This window comes from Rathayibacter sp. AY1A7, from assembly GCF_002930845.1.
GTDB lineage: Bacteria > Actinomycetota > Actinomycetes > Actinomycetales > Microbacteriaceae > Rathayibacter.
In genome coordinates, this window is record NZ_PSTL01000035.1 from 1 (window position 1) to 15,967 (window position 15,967).

The window sequence follows — 15,967 nt, forward strand, 5'->3', positions numbered from 1 at the left end:
GGGATGGGGCGGGCTCGGCGGCAGGAGTCGGGGAGGCGGTCGCCTCGATCCCTCTCGACGCCGGTGCGCCGACGGGATCGTGGGACGGCTTTTGTTGCGGCGGGCGTCCCGTCCTCCCGGGGGTCGCGCGCGTCGCTCCGGCATCGTCCGACGCAGCCCGCTCGGCCACGGCCGGCACCGTGCTCCTCGGAGCGGCGCCGGAACCGCTGGACCGCCCCGCCGGATCGCCGTCCGCTGCACTCGTCCGGTCCGCGGCCTCCGGGTCCGTCTCCGGTCGGTCGGCGCTCGCCGTCGCTCCTCCGCTCGACGCCGGCGCAACCGCCTCGGCCGTTGCGCGCTCGTCCACCCGCGCGGAGGCGTCCTCCGCCGCCACGAGCGCGCTGCCCCCGTTCCCGGATAGCAGCACCGCCGCCCCGACGACTCCCGCGACCGCGAGTGCCGCCGCAGCGGATGCGGCGACGACCACTCCTGTTCCACTGCCCGCTCTCGACGCTCGGACCGCGCTCGACGCTCGAACCGCGCTCGACGCCCGGACCGCGCTCGGCAGCGGAGCGGAGGCCGCGCCGGAGCCCCCGCCCGCCGCCCAGGCGGCCGCACCGCTCACGCCGGCCGAGAGCGGCAGCAGCACCGACGCGAGGCGGCGCGCAGTGCTCTCGGCCTCCGCCAGCGCCTCCCGGCAGGAGAGGCACCCGTCCAGGTGCCGGTCGATGCGGTGCCTGTCCCGGACGGGGGCTCGTCCTCGCGCGTACGTCCCCGCCCGCTCGAGCACCCACTCGCACTCGCCCGTCGCCGAGGCGTCCGCCACGTGCTCCCGGATCCACGCGGAGCGCAGCCCCTCCCGCGCCCGCACCCCGAGCGCTGCGACCGCGTTGGGCCGCAGGCCCATCAGCGGTGCGGCGGCGGCGGGGGACAGGCCCTCCACCTCCGTGTACCAGAGCACCTCCTGCCAGCGCGGCGGCAGCGCCCGGAACGCGCGCGCGCCCAGGTCGCGCTCGAGGGCGGCGAGGGCGTGCGCCTCGGGATCGGGGCCGGCAGAGGGGAGGGCGCGGTCGGCCTCGTCGAACGGCCGCTCGTGCCGGTCCCGCCGGGCCCAGGATCCCGCGACGTTGCGGACGGCGGTGAAGAAGTAGGGGCGGAAGGCGCCCTCGGGTCCGCCGCCGCGCTCGATCGCCCGCAGGACGCGGAGGAACGCCTCCGAGACCAGGTCGTCGGGGTCGGAGCTGCTCGCCCACGCCCGGGCCACGGTGCGCCCGGCCGAGGAGTGGCGGCGCCAGAGCTCGGAGACCGCGTCGGTGCGGCCCTCCCGGACCAGCGCGACGAGCTCCTCGTCGCTGCGGCCGCCGATGCGCTCGGAGCGGCGTCGAGGACCCACGGCGACGCCCTCCCTCCCGGTCCCGCGCCGGGACCGCCCGAGGGATCGTCGCACGATCGCGCGTGCCCGCCCCCGACTGGCGCGACTCCCGCGCCACCCGGCCCGCTTGCTAGAGTGAGCCCGCCGCGACTGGCGTTCGGATGGGTGACCATCAGGGAGCGGCACCTCCTCCGGGGCAGCGCCCCGGACACTTTTCCCGCCGCACGCCTGGGCTGGAACGGATACCGTAGATCGGGTCGCCCGAACGAGCCGTGTCGCGCCGCAGCGACCTGCCGGGCCCCTTCCGTTTCCCAGCCAAGGAGCGTCCGTGTCCTCTTCCCCCGCCAGCCCCGGCGTCGCCGCCTCGTTCGACCAGCCCGTGTCGGTGGTCGACCCCGAGATCGCCGCCGTGCTCCAGCAGGAGCTCGACCGCCAGCGCGGCTACCTCGAGATGATCGCGAGCGAGAACTTCGTGCCGCGCGCGATCCTCGAGTCGCAGGGCTCCGTCCTGACCAACAAGTACGCCGAGGGCTACCCCGGACGCCGTTACTACGGCGGCTGCGAGTACGTCGACATCGCCGAGCAGCTCGCGATCGACCGCGCCAAGGCCCTCTTCGGCGCCGAGTTCGCCAACGTCCAGCCGCACTCCGGAGCCTCCGCCAACGCCGCGGCGCTCGCCGCGCTCGTGCAGCCCGGAGACACCATCCTCGGCCTCGAGCTCGCGCACGGCGGCCACCTGACCCACGGCATGAAGCTGAACTTCTCGGGCAAGCTCTACAACGCGACCGCGTACGGCGTCGACCCGCAGACCTTCCGCATCGACATGGACGCGGTCCGCGAGAAGGCCCTCGAGGTCCGTCCGCAGGTGCTCATCGCCGGCTGGTCCGCCTACCCCCGTCAGCTCGACTTCGAGGCTTTCCACGCCATCGCCGGCGAGGTCGGCGCGAAGCTCTGGGTCGACATGGCCCACTTCGCAGGCCTCGTGGCGGCGGGGCTGCACCCGTCGCCGGTGCCCTACGCCGACGTCGTGACGACCACCGTCCACAAGACGCTGGCCGGCCCGCGCTCGGGGCTCATCCTCGCGAAGCAGGAGTACGCCAAGAAGCTGAACTCGGCCGTCTTCCCCGGCCAGCAGGGCGGCCCGCTCATGCACGTGATCGCCGCGAAGGCGACCGCGTTCAAGCTCGCCGGCGAGCCCGAGTTCGCCGACCGCCAGGCACGCACCATCCGCGGCGCGCAGATCCTCGCCGAGCGCCTCACGGCGGCCGACTCGAAGGCCGAGGGCATCGACGTCCTGACCGGCGGCACGGACGTCCACCTCGTCCTCGCCGACCTGCGCGACTCGCCGTTGGACGGCAAGCAGGCCGAGGACCGCCTCCACGAGGTCGGCATCACGGTCAACCGCAACGCCGTGCCGTTCGACCCCCGCCCGCCGATGGTCACCTCGGGCCTGCGCATCGGCACGCCGGCGCTCGCGACCCGCGGCTTCGGTGACACGGAGTTCACCGAGGTCGCCGACGTCATCGCCGAGGCGCTCAAGCCCTCGGCCGACCTCGAGGCGCTGCGCGGCCGTGTCGCCCGCCTCACCGACGACTTCCCGCTCTACCCCGGGCTGTAGTCGATCCGCTGCACCACCCGCGCGGCGGAGGCCGGGGCACCGCCCCCCCTCCGCCGCGCCACGACCGAGGAGCCCGAGATGACGGCACAGGTACTCGACGGCGTCGCGACGGCGACGGCGGTCAAGACGGAGATCGCGGAGCGGGTCGCCGCTCTGCGCGAGCGGGGCGTCGTGCCCGGGCTCGGAACGCTGCTGGTGGGGGACGATCCCGCCTCCCGCTCGTACGTCGCGGGTAAGCACCGCGACTGCGCGGAGGTCGGGATCGAGTCGATCCGCATGGACCTCCCCGCGACCGCGTCGGCGGACGACATCCGCGCCGCCATCCGGCAGCTCAACGACTCGGAGGCCGTGACCGGGTACATCATCCAGCTCCCGCTGCCGAAGGGCATCGACGAGAACGCGATGCTCGAGCTCATGGATCCTGACAAGGACGCGGACGGCCTGCACCCCACCAACCTCGGCCGCCTGGTTCTCGGCGTCGAGGGCGAGCTGGACAGCCCGCTGCCCTGCACGCCGAACGGGATCGTCGAGATGCTGCAGCGCCACGGCATCCCGACCTCGGGCAGGCACGTCGTCGTCGTGGGCCGCGGGCTCACCGTCGGCCGTCCGCTCGGGCTCCTGCTCACGCGGAAGGGCCTCGACGCCACCGTGACCCTCACCCACTCCCGCACGGCCGATCTCGCCGCGGAGGTGCGCCGCGCCGACATCGTGGTGGCCGCCGTGGGCGTGCCCGGGCTCATCCGCGCCGACTGGGTGAAGCCCGGCGCCGCCGTGCTCGACGTGGGCATCACGCGGGTCGAGAACCCGGAGACGGGCCGCGCGAAGCTGACCGGCGACGTCGCACCGGAGGTGGCGGAGGTCGCGGGCTGGCTCTCGCCCGTGCCCGGCGGCGTCGGCCCGATGACGCGCGCGATGCTCATCCACAACGTGGTGACGGCGGCCGAGCGCGCCCTGCGCTGACCGGTCCCGCGCCACGGGACCCGCGCCGGACCGCGCTCGGGGGCGACGTCCAGTCGCCTGCCGGTAGCGTGGCCCGGCGCTCTCGCGTCCCCCACCCCGTCGGACACGTCCTCGGAGCGCGCCCCGCCCCACGAGGAGAACCCATGCTCACCGTCACCGCCTACGCCGCCCCCTCCGCGACCGAGCCGCTCGTCCCCACCACCATCGAGCGCCGCGACGTCGGACCGCACGACGTGCTCATCGAGATCGCCTACTCCGGCATCTGCCACTCCGACATCCACACCGTCCGCGGCGACTGGGGACCGGTGGCGTACCCGCTGACCGTCGGCCACGAGATCGTCGGCGTCGTCGCCGAGGTCGGCTCCGAGGTCAGCAAGCACTCCGTCGGCGACCGCGTCGGCGTCGGCTGCATGGTGAACTCCTGCCGCGAGTGCGAGAACTGCCTCGCGGGCGAGGAGCAGTACTGCCTGAAGGGCAACACCGGCACCTACGCCTCCGTCGACCGCGACGGCACCATCACCCAGGGTGGCTACTCCACGCACGTCGTCGTCGTCGAGGACTTCGTGCTCCGCGTCCCGGAGTCGATCCCCTACGAGGCAGCCGCCCCGCTGCTATGCGCGGGCATCACGACCTACTCGCCGCTCTCGCACTGGGAGGCGGGCCCCGGCAAGCGCGTGGCCGTCGTCGGCCTCGGCGGGCTCGGCCACATGGCCGTCAAGTTCGCGCACGCGATGGGCGCCGAGGTCACCGTGCTCTCGCAGACCCTCGGCAAGAAGGAGGACGGCCTCCGTCTGGGCGCCGACCACTACTACGCGACGCGCGACGAGGCGACCTTCACCGATCTCGCGAACACCTTCGACCTGATCGTCAACACGGTCAGCGCGCCCCTCGACCTCGACGCCTACCTGGGGCTCCTGCGCCGCAACGGCACGATGGTGAACGTGGGCGCTCCGGCCGAGGCGCTGCCGCTGCACGTCTTCACGCTCTTCGGCGCCCGTCGCTCCTTCGCGGGCTCGGGCATCGGCGGCATCCGCGAGACCCAGGAGATGCTCGACTTCTGCGCCGAGAAGGGCATCGCGAGCGAGGTCGAGGTCGTCTCGGCCTCGCAGATCAACGAGGCCTACGAGCGCGTCCTCGCCTCGGACGTCCGCTACCGCTTCGTGATCGACGCCTCCACGTTCGAGAAGTGAGCGCGGCCGGGGCGCTAGCCTCGGCGGCATGAGCGAACGGAGCCACCCGGCCGTCGACCGCGTCCTCGCCGACCTCGACCGGCACGGTGTGCATCCGACCGTGCACTGGCTCGACTCGGCCGCGTCGACGGCCGCGCTGGCGGCAGAGGCGCTGGGCGTCGACGTCGGTCAGATCGCGAACTCGCTCGTGTTCCTGCTCGACGGTGCGCCGCTGCTGGTCCTGACCAGCGGCGGCCACCGCGTCGACACCGCGTGGCTGGGCGTGCAGCTCGGCGGATCGGTCACCCGGGCGCCGGCCGCCGACGTGAAGTCCGCGACGGGCCAGACGATCGGCGGGATCGCGCCGGTCGGTCATCCCGCGCCGCTGCGCACCGTGGTCGACACGGCCCTCGCCGCCTCCGACGTGGTCTGGGCTGCGGCCGGGCACGCGCACACCGTCTACCCGACGAGCTTCGCCGAGCTGGTCCGGGTCACCGGGGGAGAAGCGCGCGCCGTCGTTCCGCCGGATCCGGCGCCGTAGCGGCTGGACGAGGAACGCCCCCTGCGACGCGAGGTCGCAGGGGGCGTCGACGGGAGCAGAGGTCAGAGCACGCGGCCCGCGCCGTCGGCGGCCGTGACCAGGAAGAGCTCCGGAGTCGTGAAGCCCTTCTCGGCGAAGGCGGCGAGGACCGCGGCGCGGACCTCCTCCTCCTTCTCCGCCGGGGTGAGGGCGATCGCGGAGCCGCCGAAGCCGCCGCCGGTCATCCGGGCGCCGATCGCTCCGGCGCCGCGCGCCGCCTCGACGGCGGTGTCGAGCTCGGGCACCGAGATCTCGAAGTCGTCGCGGAGTGAGACGTGGCCGGCGTCGAGCAGATCGCCGATCGCCCGGGGACCGTGCTCACGCAGGGTGCGGACGGTCTCGAGCACGCGGGCGTCCTCCGTCACGACGTGCTTCACGCGCCGGTAGGTGACGTCGTCGAGGAGCTCCTGGGCGCGCGGCAGGTCGTCGACCGTCAGCTCGCGGAGCGACGGCACGCCGAGGGTCGCGGCGCCGAGCTCGCAGGAGGCGCGCCGCTCGGCGTAGCCGCCGGTGGCGTGCGCGTGCTCGACGCGGGTGTCGACGACGAGCAGGACGAGCCCGGCCTCCTCGAAGCCGAGGGGGACGACCTCGGTGTCGAGGCTGCGGCAGTCCAGGAACACTGCGGCGTCGCGCTTCCCGAAGAGGGAGGCGGACTCGTCCATGATGCCGGTGGGGGCGCCGACCGCGACGTTCTCGGCGCGACGACCGACGCGGGCCATCGTCGCGCGGTCGAAACGGAGGTGCCAGAGCTCGTCGAGGGCGACGGCCATCGCGCACATCAGCGCCGCCGAGCTCGAGAGCCCCGCGCCGACCGGCACGTCGGAGTCGACGTACGCGTCGAAGCCCGAGCGGGAGCCCAGGTCGACGCCGTACTCGGTGAGCGCCCAGACCACGCCGAGCGGGTAGGCCGACCAGCCGGTCACGGCGCCGGGGCCGAGCTCGTCGAGAGCGACCTCGACCACCGTGGGGGAGAAGGCGCTGCTGATCCGGATCAGGCGGTCCTCCCTCGGAGCGACGGCCATCGCCGTGGCGCGGTCGATCGCGAAGGGGAAGACGAAGCCGTCGTTGTAGTCGGTGTGCTCGCCGATCAGGTTCACGCGGCCGGGGCCGGCCCAGACGCCCGCGGCGGGGCGGCCGAAGGTGCGCTCGAAGGCGGCGGCCGCGCTCTCGGCGACGGCGGTCAGGGAGGCGGGAGCGGCGGTCATCGGTTCTCCTCGGCGATGTCGGCGGCGGTGGTGGCGGGAGTGGCGGCGCCGCCGGGAAGCGAGTCGTCGCTGTGCGCGGCGACCGGCAGGGCCGCGTCGGGGCGCTGTGCGATCCCGGCCTCGAGCACGGCCGCGTCGGCCCGCTCGATCGCCGCGCGCAGGGCCGCGGCGCTCGTCTCGGGGGCGATGTCGCCGATCCAGGCGCCCATCGCGGCCTCGCTCCCCGCGAGGTACTTGAGCTTCGTCTCGGCGCGGCGTGGCGAGGTGATCTGGAGCATCAGGCGCACCTCGTCGCGGCGCTCGTGCACCGGGGCCTGGTGCCAGGCGGCGATGTAGGGCGTCGGGGTGTCGTAGAGGGCGTCGATGCCGCGGAGCAGGCGCTGGTACATCACAGCCAGCTCATCGCGCTCCTCCGGGGTCGTCGCCGCCAGGTCCGGGACGTGGCGGTGCGGCAGGAGGTGCACCTCGACGGGCCAGCGCGCGGCGAACGGCACGAACGCGGTGAAGTGCTCGCCGCGGAGGAGGACGCGCTCGCCGGCCTGCTCGAAGGCGAGGACGTCGGCGAACATCGACGGCCCGTAGCTGTCGAGCGAGGCGAGCAGGCGGGTCGTGCGCGGCGTGACGTAGGGGTAGGAGTAGATCTGCCCGTGGGGGTGGTGCAGCGTGACGCCGATCGCCTCGCCGCGGTTCTCGAACGGGAAGACCTGCTGCACGCCGGGAAGGGCCGAGAGGGCGCCCACGCGGTCGGCCCAGGCCTCGACCACGGTCCGGGCGCGGGAGGCGCTGAGCGTGGCGAACGAGCCCTCGTGCTCGGGGCTGAAGCAGACGACCTCGCAGCGGCCGACGCTGGTCAGCGTCCGGCCGAGCCCGAGAGTGCGCAGGTCCTCCAGGGAGGCGGGCGCGTCCGTGTCCTCGAGGAGCGGGCCGAAGGAGGGGGAGCGGTTCTCGAAGACGGCGACGTCGTAGCGGCTGGGCACCTCCGACGGGTTCGTCGGCGACGCCGGGGCGAGCGGATCGAGCTCGGCCGGCGGCAGGAACACGCGGTTCTGGCGCGACGCGGCGATGGAGACCCACTCGCCGGTCAGCACGTCCTGGCGCATCCGCGCGGTGGCAGGGCGGGGGTCGAGGTGGCGTGCGTCGGCGGCGCGCTCCGGGGGGAGGGTCGTGTCGGCGTCGTCGAAGTAGAAGAGCTCGCGGCCGTCGGCCAGCGTGTGCGGGCGCTTGACGACGCCGGCGGAGAGTGTGATCGCTTCGTTCATGGCAGGAGTCAGACTAGGGCCGCATCTTCGAAAAGGAAAGCTCGTTTTCCCTTTGACAAGTCCACCGGCCCGCGGGCACGATGGGCGGATGAGGACGGACGGCGAGCAGGAGTCCACGTCGGCGATCGAGCGCCGGCTGCGGCTGCGTCTGGCCGCCGAGAGCTCGGGCTTCGTCGGGGTCGCCCCGATGGCCGACATGCTCGGGGTCTCGGTCGTCACGGTCCGCTCCGATCTCGCCCTGCTCGCGAGCGAGGGCGTCCTCCAGCGGGTGCGCGGAGGGGCGATCCCGGCGCCGAGGCCCACCGGTGAGCGCTCGCTCGAGGAGGGCCTGAGCGCCGCCTCCGACGAGAAGGCCGCGATCGGCGAGGAGGCCGCCGCCTCCGTCTCCTCCGGGCAGAGCATCGTGCTCGACGTGGGCACCACCCCGCTCGCCATCGCGCACGCGCTCGTGGCGCGGGAGGAGCTGCGCGACGTCACGGTGATCACGAACGGCCTCTCCACGGCGCTGGCGCTCGAGCCGGCCATCCCGCGCTTCACGGTCGTCGTCACCGGGGGCACTCTGCGGCCGCTGCAGCACTCGCTGGTCGAGCCGCTCGCGTCCGAGCTGCTCGAGCGGATCCGCGCCGACATCGCCTTCATCGGCTGCACCGGCGTGCACCCCGAGGCCGGCGTCACCAACGTCAACCTCCCGGAGGCGACCCTGAAGCGCCGGATGCTGCAGGCGGCGACCCGCCGGGTCGTGGTCGCGGACTCCTCGAAGCTCGGAGTGGTCGACCTCGGCCGGGTCGCCGCTCCCGACGAGTTCGACCGTCTGCTCACGGGGGCGGGCGCCGCCGACGGACTCGTCGCCGCTCTGGAGGAGGCGGGGCTCGCGGTCACCCGCTGCCGGGCGCTCGGCGAGCGCGTCAGTCCGTAGGATCGAGGAATGGCCGACTTCACCCCCGCCCCCGCCACCGGGCGCCAGTTCTCGCTCGACCTCACCGCCGAGGGACGCACCCTGCACGCCGTCGTGACGGAGGTGGCCGCAGCATTGCGCCACCTCTCGGTCGACGGAGTGGAGATCACCGCCTCCTACCCGGAGAGCACCGTTCCGCCGTTCGGCTCGGGCATCGTCCTGATGCCCTGGCCCAACCGCGTGAAGGACGGGCGCTGGCACCACCGCGGCGAGACGCTCCAGCTCGCGATCACCGAGCCGAAGTACCACAACGCCATCCACGGCCTGCTGGTGAGCACCCCGTACCGCCTCGTCGACCAGGGCCCGTCCTTCGTCGAGCTGGCCGCGCCGGTCGTGCCGCAGGCGGGCTACCCGTTCCACCTCGAGACCTCGGTCCGCTACGAGCTGCAGGCCGACGGACTGAAGGTCGTCCACCGCGTCGTCAACGTCGGCGCCGACGAGGCACCCGTCGCCATCGGCACGCACCCCTTCCTCGCCATCGGCGACGTCCCGACCGACGAGCTCGAGATCACCGTCGACGCGGCGGTGCACATCGAGGTCGACGAGCGCCTCAACCCCACCGTGCAGAACCCGGTCGAGGGCACCGAGTGGGACCTCCGCTCCGGCCGCCGCATCGGCGACCTCGAGCTCGACGACGCCTGGGCCGACGTCCGGATGGTCGACGGCGAGAGCGTGCACGGCCTCCGCGCCGCGGACGGCCGCCGCGTGCTCCTCTGGGCCGACGCCTCGCACAACTTCATCCAGGTCTTCATCACCCGGATCTTCCCCGACGGCGACGACGTGAAGACCGCGATCGCCGTGGAGCCGATGACCGCTCCCGCCGAGGCGTTCAACAGCGGGCAGGGCCTGCGCTGGCTCGACCCGGGCGAGGAGTGGACCGTCGCGTGGGGCATCCGCCACGAGGGGTTCCCCACCGCGTCATGACCACCCTCGCGGCCGTCGGGCGCGACGACGAGGCCAAGCGCGTCGCCCTCGTCCGGATGAAGCGGCTCGCCACGGGCCTGCTCGTGGTGATGGCCGTCGTCTTCGCCGTGTCGTTCGCCCTGCAGGAGCGCTACCCGTGGCTGCAGTGGGTCCGGGCCGCGAGCGAGGGCGGGATGGTCGGCGCGCTCGCCGACTGGTTCGCCGTGACAGCGCTGTTCCGTCGGCCGCTGGGCCTGCCGATCCCGCACACCGCGATCATCCCGACCAAGAAGGACGAGATCGGCGCGAGCCTCGCGCAGTTCGTCGAGGAGAACTTCCTCCGCGGCGCCATCGTGCGCGAGAAGCTCGACTCCTTCGGGATCGCCCGGCGGGCGGGGCTGTGGCTCGCCGAGCCGGAGAACGCGCACCGGGTCGGCGGCGAGAGTGCCGCGGCCGTCCGCTCGGCGATCGCCCTGCTGGACGACTCCGACGTGCAGCGCGTGATCGAGGCGCTGGCGCGGCGCCACCTCCTCGACCCGCAGTGGGGCCCGCCGCTGGGCTCGCTGGTGGGCAGCGTGGTCGAGGCGGGCCACCACCGGCGCCTCGTGGACACGCTGGTGGAGCAGGCGGAGGCGTGGCTGACCGCGAACCCGCAGAGCTTCACCCGCATGGTCAGCGGCCGCCTGCCGAGCTGGCTGCCCTCCGCGGTCAGCCGAGCGGTGGACGAGCGGCTGTACCGCGAGGCGCTCGTCTTCGTCGCCGCGGTGCGCGAGGACCAGGTGCACCCGTTCCGGATCGCGATCGACGGCTACCTCGCCACGCTGGCGCAGGATCTGGGCACCGACCCCGACCTGATCGCCCGGGTCGAGGAGATCAAGAACCGCGCCTTCGACAGCCCGCGCGTCCGCGAGCTCGCCGGGGACGCCTGGGAGGCGACGAAGGCCTCCCTCCTCGGCGCGATGGACGACCCGTCGAGCCCCCTCCGCGGCAGCATCGAGTCGATCGTGGTCGATCTGGGCCGCCGGCTCTCGACCGACGCCGGCCTCGCGGCGACCGTCGACTCCTGGATCGGATCGGTCTCGGCCAACCTGGTCGACCGCTACCGCACCGACATCGCCAGCATCATCGGCGACACCATCCACCGCTGGGACCCGCGCGAGACGTCCGAGAAGCTCGAGCTGCAGGTCGGGAAGGACCTCCAGTTCATCCGGATCAACGGCACCGTCGTGGGCTCCCTGGCCGGGCTGGTCATCTTCACCGTCGCGCACGCGCTGCTCGGCTCGTGAAGCGGGGCGCCCGGGCCCGCTCCGCAAGCCCTCGTCGGCGTCGGTGGTCGGGCGTACGGTCGCACCATGAGCGATGACAACACCACCGATCCCGATGTCAAGACCGAGGGCGACGTCCTCGGCGCCCGTGCCGACGACGGCAGCGACACCAGCGCCAGCAAGGACCCGTCCGACTGGGTCACCGGCGACGAGCCGATGACCGGCCCGCAGCGCAGCTACCTCGACACCCTCGCGCGCGAGGCGGGCGAGACCCTGCCCGCCGACCTCACCAAGGCCCAGGCCTCCGAGCACATCGACCGCCTGCAGTCCTCCACGGGCCGTGGCGACGGCAGCAACGGGCACGACTGATCCCGTCGGGGCGCCCCGGGGCTGAGCATCAGTCCCCGTCGGCGCCCCCGTCCGGGGCGCGCACACCGCGCCCCGGCGTCCCTAGGGTTCCGTCATGGCGATCTCCCGCACCACGCGCAACGCCCTCGACCTCATCGACGCGATCCGGATCCCCGGCCGCATCGATCCCCGTCTGGCCCGGCAGGTGACCCTGTCCCTCCGCCAGCTCCTCGAATCCGGAGCCTTCGGCCCGAGCGAGCGGCTCCTCCACCGCCGCGCGAGGAGGCTCCGCTCCCGCACCCGCGAAGCGGCCGCGTTCCGGCAGACGCGCTCGGCCGGCTTCACCGTCCAGCCCTGAGTCCGCTGAACGGAGCCGCTCCGCTGTGACCGGCGACGGGACAGACACCGTTCGCGCGGTCGTCTAGAGTTCCTGGCATCCGGTCCGCCGGATGCCCGCCGCAGTCTCCCGACCGGTCGACAACGGAGTCGTCCCGGTGCGGGTCATCCCCCCGTTCGCGCGTCGAACGCCCCGCTGGTTCCAGCACCCCGCTCCCTCCTCGAGAAGGGACTCCCGCGATGACGACTCGCGTCTCGCACACCGCGACGACCGTCCGCCTCGTCCGCTGGTACCGGATCGACTCCGACTGGCTCTCGGAGGTCGTCACCGGCCGCCTGCTCGAGCACCAGGACGGCCGCTGGCGCCTGCTCGTCGGGGAGAAGGTCCGCGACTACCCGGACGAGGTGTGGTCGCTCTGCCACGAGTGACGCCGTCGCGGAGCACCGCGGCCCGGACGAGGCGTCAGAGGTAGAGGTAGTACGTCTTCGCGCAGTCCGTCGAGCAGAACGGGTCACGGCGGCGGGCCCGCCGGACGCGGCACGCCTCGCACAGCCGAGGCCGGCGCAGGAGGACGCGGAGGACGGTCAGCACCTCTGCACGGTAGTGCGGCGACCTGGCTGCGCCCTGGCACTGTCCGGAAAGCGCGACCAGGCGGTCGAGTGGTGGGCCCCGTCGGGCTCGAACCGACGACCCGCGGAGTGGTCGGATGGACATTCCTGTAGGTGCCTGAACAGCTCTACCGCCCGCAACGGCGGGCTTAGCTCGTCGCAGGAGATGGCGCGGGATCGCCCCTCCTGCCGGGCATTCCGCGGGGTAGATGCGGGGTCTACTCGATAGTTCGATCGAGCGCGTCAGCTGCTCTGGAGCCGGTCGCCTTGCGTCCCATGTAGACATCCTGAGTCATCGAAGGGCGGCTGTGACCGAGGTAGTCGGCTATCTCCCGCGCGGACAGCCCTGCCTCGTCTAGTGCCGTCGCGACGTACTTGCGGAACGAGTGGAACGTCGTGTCCGGGGCGCCGAGACGGTCGCGGTGCGCACGCCAGTCCTTCAGCGTGTTCGACGGGTCTCGCAACTTCAGCAGCACGGACGGGAACACGGCGTCCTGGTCATTCGCCGGCGCCTCGCGCAGCCGCCGGCGGAGCATCATGATCACGAACTGCGGGACGGCGATGGTGCGGCGGCCGGCGTCGGTCTTGGTGTGCGGCTGGCGGACCATGCCCTGCCCCTTGATGCGCACGACGTTCGACACGATCGCGATCGTCCCTGCGTCGAGGTCGACGCTGCTCCACTGCAGGCCGAGGGCCTCGCTGATGCGCGCTCCCGTCCCCGCGAGGAACTCGACCAGATCGCGCAGGTCGAGGGCAGCGAGCTCGTCGTCGCCGCGGATCCGCTCGAGCAGCGCGGCCATGGCGTCGAGGGGGATCTGCACGGCACCCTCGTTCGCCCGAGCGATTCGGCCGACGTCGCGGACCGGGTTGGAGCGGGCGGCGCCGTTGCGGACAGCGAGGCTCATCATGCCTGAGAGCACGGACTTGGTCGTCTTCGCGGCGCCGTTCCCGCGGGAGGTAGCGATGCCGCGGAGGAAGCGGTCGAGGCGCTCGGGAGTGGCCTCCCGGATTGTCAGCTCACCGACGCCCCGGTCGGTGCCGCTGGTCGGCGCGATCACGGTCGAGACGGCCCAGGAGTAGGTGTCTGTGGTCCGTTGCGCGACGTTCTCAGCGCGCTTCGCCTCGAGGAAGCGCTGCGCGAGCGCGGACAGCTTCATGCCGGCGTCCATCGAGCCGGACGTCTCGCTCTTCATCTCTCCGAGCGCGCGCCGCAGTGCGGCCCCTGCCTTCGCTTCCGACGTCGAGTAGCGCTCGATCTGCCGCAGTCTCCCGTCCTCGTGGCGGTAGCGCGTGCGCGCACGCCAGCGACCGTCCTCAACCTTCGTGACGGTGAGGGCGCCCCATGCTCCCGGGGGAGTCCTAGGACGCGCCATCGTCGTAAATCGGTCGCGCGACGCCGCCGCGCCGTTGTGGTCCTGTGATCCGTTCGACACCTTCAACTGCGGAGCCTGGGGCATCCTTCGACGCCTGCGCTAAGGCATCGGAGTAGTACCGAGCTCGGGCGGTGAAGTACGCGTACTGGTCGGCGTACATCCGCATGGTCTTGAGCATCGCCTCCTCGGCACGGCTCTGGCTCTCCGCCACCTCCTGCAGGCGGCGCCGCAGATCCGCTTCGTCCTCAATTTCGACATCGGGATCTAGCTGCCCGGCGACGAGGCTCGACCAGCTCACCCCGAGGCAGTCTGCAAGCGCGAGCAGTTCGCTGATTCGGACCGACCGACTGCCGTTCTCGATCTTGCCGATCGTCGTCTGGTGGGTATTGAAGCCCCTGCTCTGCATGTGTTCGGCGAGCACGTCCTGCGACATCCGTTGGCTGATGCGGTGGTGACGAATGGTCATGCCGATTCGCGACTCGGTCTTCTCGTAGTCGCGCACTGTCCGACCGTCGTCCTGCTGCCAGAACGGTTCGCCGACGCCGAAGTCGCTGATTTCCATGAGCCCAAGGTACAAGCGGAAACAGCTTGCGTACCAACCGATCGGCCTGGTAGAACTTGAGCAACCGAAGATCGGTGCAGAAAGCACCGGAAAGGAATTGACCCTCATGGGCACTGCCACACTCGCTCCCGACTCGGTCGCGGAGCTTCGCCGGCGTCCGGTCTCTGAGCTCCCCGAGTACCTGACCCGGCCAGAGCTCGCCGCCTACACCGGAATCGCCCCCCAGACTCTCGCCCGCTGGGCCTCCGAGGGCGTAGGCCCGAAGATCACGCGGTGGAATCGGGCGGTGCGCTACAAGCGAGCCGACGTCATCGCGTTTCTCAACGGCGAGGCCGCCTGACGTGGCCGGCGCGAAGCTCGGCGAGGTCCGCGTGACGCTCGCGATCGAGGGATCCACTACCCGAGTCGCAGCCGTGCAGCTCACTCGCGGGAAGACGATCACAGCGGGGCTGCTCCTGCGGTTATTGCCCCGCCTGACGCAGGACCTGACGGAGACCCTCGAGCGCCTTAGATCGCGCGAGGAACACCCGGCAGGACGCAAGCCGCTGTGAGCCGCTCTCCCGCGTCAGGGACCCGTGTCCACCCCGACACCCGCCACCAACAGGAAAGGGCCGCACCGCCGTCATCACCGGCTGCGCGACCCGAAGACTCCCGCTCGACCTACCAAGAAGAAAGAGAACCTATGTCCTCCGTGATCGTACAGCCCGCCCCCGACACCTCGTCAAGCGGGACGACCGTCATCGACGACCGCACCCCGCTCAACCCGCTGGAAGTCGACTACGCCTCCCGCTTCGAAGGGTGGGCGACCGTGGTGCGGTTGTTAGCCCGGCCCGTCTACGAGGCGGACGGCTATCGGTTCGCTGGCCGGATCGTCGAGGACGAAGCCGCGAGGCGGTTCATCATCCGGATGTTCGCCGGCTCGACTCTCGGCGACCTGCAGCAGATGCAGCTCACGCTCCGGCAGGTGCGCGCGGGCATGTACGCCCGCCTCCCGTGGGTCGACCTCGCGGACGGGCGCCGAGTGGTCACGCTCTCCGCCAAGCCGTTCGGCGGGCTCCTGATCCCGTGCCGCGAGCCGGCGTGCGTGAACTACCGCGGCGCGCACGTCATCGACGAGGACGGCAGCCCGTGGCACCAGCACACCGCGCTCAAGCTCGAGGACGACCGCTGGCGGGTGCAGGTGCTCCGGACCGACGACGAGCCCGAGTGGATCGTCGAGCTCCTGGTCGACGACGAGCACAGCGGCGACGAGGCCGCGGCCCTCTCGATCGCGCTGGCCGCCGCGGCCGACGAGGCACGGCGCCTGAACACGACGCAGCAGGTGCAGGCATGAACGCCGCAGGACAACCGCCGCACGCGCAGCGCCCCGAGGGCACAGGCGCTCCGCAGCCCGCAGAGGATCGCACGATCGAGGATCCGGTCGAGTCGCTCCTCGCGGCAGTCAGGGAGCGGTACCGCAGCCCCGACGACTGGG

General features: G+C 72.5%; 19 protein-coding genes. 13 read left to right on the forward strand and 6 right to left on the reverse strand.

The genetic code is table 11. The features are described 5' to 3' along the window. Positions 1-1,372: sigma-70 family RNA polymerase sigma factor (locus C5B95_RS16415; RefSeq protein WP_104349644.1), on the reverse strand; the 1,372-nt coding region annotated here is incomplete at its 3' end. A 307-nt stretch (positions 1,373-1,679) separates the two neighbouring features. On the opposite strand from C5B95_RS16415, the gene glyA reads away from it, so the two are divergent. The 4 genes from glyA (at position 1,680) to C5B95_RS16435 (ending at position 5,639) form a co-directional block, all read left to right on the forward strand. Then, complete coding sequence (gene glyA / locus C5B95_RS16420) at positions 1,680-2,969, forward strand: serine hydroxymethyltransferase (RefSeq protein WP_104349645.1); 1,290 nt, start codon at positions 1,680-1,682, stop codon at positions 2,967-2,969. Between the two features lie 78 nt (positions 2,970-3,047). Next, a complete protein-coding gene (locus C5B95_RS16425; RefSeq protein WP_104349646.1) occupies positions 3,048-3,929 on the forward strand; it encodes a bifunctional methylenetetrahydrofolate dehydrogenase/methenyltetrahydrofolate cyclohydrolase in 882 nt (293 codons plus the stop codon). 143 nt (positions 3,930-4,072) lie between these two features. Continuing rightward, entirely contained in the window at positions 4,073-5,119 is a 1,047-nt protein-coding gene (locus tag C5B95_RS16430; RefSeq protein ID WP_104349647.1) for an NAD(P)-dependent alcohol dehydrogenase, read from the forward strand. A gap of 28 nt (positions 5,120-5,147) precedes the next feature. After that, entirely contained in the window at positions 5,148-5,639 is a 492-nt protein-coding gene (locus C5B95_RS16435; RefSeq protein ID WP_104273397.1) for a YbaK/EbsC family protein, read from the forward strand. 62 nt (positions 5,640-5,701) lie between these two features. On the opposite strand, the gene galK is transcribed toward C5B95_RS16435, so the two are convergent. Next, positions 5,702-6,883 carry a galactokinase gene (gene galK, locus C5B95_RS16440; RefSeq protein WP_104349648.1) on the reverse strand — a complete coding sequence of 394 codons (1,182 nt, stop codon included), beginning with the start codon at positions 6,881-6,883 and terminating at the stop codon, positions 5,702-5,704. Then, the gene (gene galT / locus C5B95_RS16445; protein WP_181068114.1) at positions 6,880-8,142 is read right to left on the reverse strand and encodes a galactose-1-phosphate uridylyltransferase; all 1,263 of its coding nucleotides are present in this window, start codon (positions 8,140-8,142) and stop codon (positions 6,880-6,882) included. Before galT ends, galK begins: the two co-directional genes overlap by 4 nt. Positions 8,143-8,230: 88 nt before the next feature. Here galT and C5B95_RS16450 point away from each other — a divergent pair, with 88 nt between their 5' ends. From C5B95_RS16450 to C5B95_RS16475, 6 genes are all read left to right on the forward strand, one after another. Beyond that, a complete protein-coding gene (locus tag C5B95_RS16450) occupies positions 8,231-9,058 on the forward strand; it encodes a DeoR/GlpR family DNA-binding transcription regulator (protein WP_104288068.1) in 828 nt (275 codons plus the stop codon). 9 nt (positions 9,059-9,067) lie between these two features. Next, positions 9,068-10,021: an aldose 1-epimerase family protein gene (locus C5B95_RS16455; RefSeq protein ID WP_104247697.1), complete on the forward strand. Its 954-nt coding sequence runs from the start codon at positions 9,068-9,070 to the stop codon at positions 10,019-10,021. After that, positions 10,018-11,286, forward strand: coding sequence for a DUF445 domain-containing protein (locus C5B95_RS16460; protein ID WP_104256415.1), 1,269 nt, complete (start codon positions 10,018-10,020; stop codon positions 11,284-11,286). The genes C5B95_RS16455 and C5B95_RS16460 overlap by 4 nt, the downstream gene beginning before the upstream one ends. A 66-nt stretch (positions 11,287-11,352) precedes the next feature. Then, entirely contained in the window at positions 11,353-11,634 is a 282-nt protein-coding gene (locus tag C5B95_RS16465; protein ID WP_104224714.1) for a DUF3072 domain-containing protein, read from the forward strand. 94 nt (positions 11,635-11,728) lie between these two features. Then, complete coding sequence (locus C5B95_RS16470) at positions 11,729-11,971, forward strand: hypothetical protein (protein WP_104349649.1); 243 nt, start codon at positions 11,729-11,731, stop codon at positions 11,969-11,971. A gap of 218 nt (positions 11,972-12,189) precedes the next feature. Then, a complete protein-coding gene (locus C5B95_RS16475; RefSeq protein WP_104224712.1) occupies positions 12,190-12,378 on the forward strand; it encodes a hypothetical protein in 189 nt (62 codons plus the stop codon). Positions 12,379-12,412: 34 nt separating this feature from the next. Here the strand turns inward: C5B95_RS16475 and C5B95_RS17985 are convergent, their stop codons facing one another. The 3 genes from C5B95_RS17985 to C5B95_RS16485 all read right to left on the reverse strand — a co-directional run bounded on the left by C5B95_RS17985 (position 12,413) and on the right by C5B95_RS16485 (position 14,493). Next, a complete protein-coding gene (locus C5B95_RS17985) occupies positions 12,413-12,541 on the reverse strand; it encodes a hypothetical protein (RefSeq protein ID WP_258060061.1) in 129 nt (42 codons plus the stop codon). 235 nt (positions 12,542-12,776) lie between these two features. Further along, positions 12,777-13,751: a tyrosine recombinase XerC gene (gene xerC, locus C5B95_RS16480; protein ID WP_181068115.1), complete on the reverse strand. Its 975-nt coding sequence runs from the start codon at positions 13,749-13,751 to the stop codon at positions 12,777-12,779. A gap of 166 nt (positions 13,752-13,917) precedes the next feature. Beyond that, complete coding sequence (locus C5B95_RS16485) at positions 13,918-14,493, reverse strand: helix-turn-helix domain-containing protein (protein ID WP_181068116.1); 576 nt, start codon at positions 14,491-14,493, stop codon at positions 13,918-13,920. On the opposite strand from C5B95_RS16485, the gene C5B95_RS16490 reads away from it, so the two are divergent. From C5B95_RS16490 to C5B95_RS16500, 3 genes are all read left to right on the forward strand, one after another. Beyond that, a complete protein-coding gene (locus C5B95_RS16490; protein WP_104349653.1) occupies positions 14,492-14,833 on the forward strand; it encodes an AlpA family transcriptional regulator in 342 nt (113 codons plus the stop codon). The two genes, C5B95_RS16485 and C5B95_RS16490, sit on opposite strands and share 2 nt — an antisense overlap. A 1-nt stretch (position 14,834) precedes the next feature. Further along, positions 14,835-15,044, forward strand: coding sequence for a hypothetical protein (locus C5B95_RS16495; protein ID WP_104272644.1), 210 nt, complete (start codon positions 14,835-14,837; stop codon positions 15,042-15,044). A gap of 131 nt (positions 15,045-15,175) precedes the next feature. Beyond that, positions 15,176-15,826, forward strand: coding sequence for a hypothetical protein (locus C5B95_RS16500; protein ID WP_104349652.1), 651 nt, complete (start codon positions 15,176-15,178; stop codon positions 15,824-15,826). Positions 15,827-15,967: the final 141 nt, after the last annotated feature.

Excerpts from the sequence above, each read along its gene's own strand:
- galK (WP_104349648.1), bottom strand. The coding sequence starts at position 6,883 with ATGACCGCCGCTCCCGCCTCCCTGACCGCCGTCGCCGAGAGCGCGGCC.
- galT (WP_181068114.1), bottom strand. The coding sequence starts at position 8,142 with ATGAACGAAGCGATCACACTCTCCGCCGGCGTCGTCAAGCGCCCGCAC.
- C5B95_RS16485 (WP_181068116.1), bottom strand. The coding sequence starts at position 14,493 with ATGGAAATCAGCGACTTCGGCGTCGGCGAACCGTTCTGGCAGCAGGAC.
- C5B95_RS16465 (WP_104224714.1), top strand. The coding sequence starts at position 11,353 with ATGAGCGATGACAACACCACCGATCCCGATGTCAAGACCGAGGGCGAC.
- C5B95_RS16450 (WP_104288068.1), top strand. The coding sequence starts at position 8,231 with ATGAGGACGGACGGCGAGCAGGAGTCCACGTCGGCGATCGAGCGCCGG.
- C5B95_RS16455 (WP_104247697.1), top strand. The coding sequence starts at position 9,068 with ATGGCCGACTTCACCCCCGCCCCCGCCACCGGGCGCCAGTTCTCGCTC.
- C5B95_RS16490 (WP_104349653.1), top strand. The coding sequence starts at position 14,492 with ATGAGCCCAAGGTACAAGCGGAAACAGCTTGCGTACCAACCGATCGGC.
- C5B95_RS16425 (WP_104349646.1), top strand. The coding sequence starts at position 3,048 with ATGACGGCACAGGTACTCGACGGCGTCGCGACGGCGACGGCGGTCAAG.
- C5B95_RS16470 (WP_104349649.1), top strand. The coding sequence starts at position 11,729 with ATGGCGATCTCCCGCACCACGCGCAACGCCCTCGACCTCATCGACGCG.
- C5B95_RS16430 (WP_104349647.1), top strand. The coding sequence starts at position 4,073 with ATGCTCACCGTCACCGCCTACGCCGCCCCCTCCGCGACCGAGCCGCTC.
- C5B95_RS16460 (WP_104256415.1), top strand. The coding sequence starts at position 10,018 with ATGACCACCCTCGCGGCCGTCGGGCGCGACGACGAGGCCAAGCGCGTC.
- C5B95_RS16475 (WP_104224712.1), top strand. The coding sequence starts at position 12,190 with ATGACGACTCGCGTCTCGCACACCGCGACGACCGTCCGCCTCGTCCGC.
- xerC (WP_181068115.1), bottom strand. The coding sequence starts at position 13,751 with ATGAAGAGCGAGACGTCCGGCTCGATGGACGCCGGCATGAAGCTGTCC.
- C5B95_RS16500 (WP_104349652.1), top strand. The coding sequence starts at position 15,176 with ATGTCCTCCGTGATCGTACAGCCCGCCCCCGACACCTCGTCAAGCGGG.
- C5B95_RS16435 (WP_104273397.1), top strand. The coding sequence starts at position 5,148 with ATGAGCGAACGGAGCCACCCGGCCGTCGACCGCGTCCTCGCCGACCTC.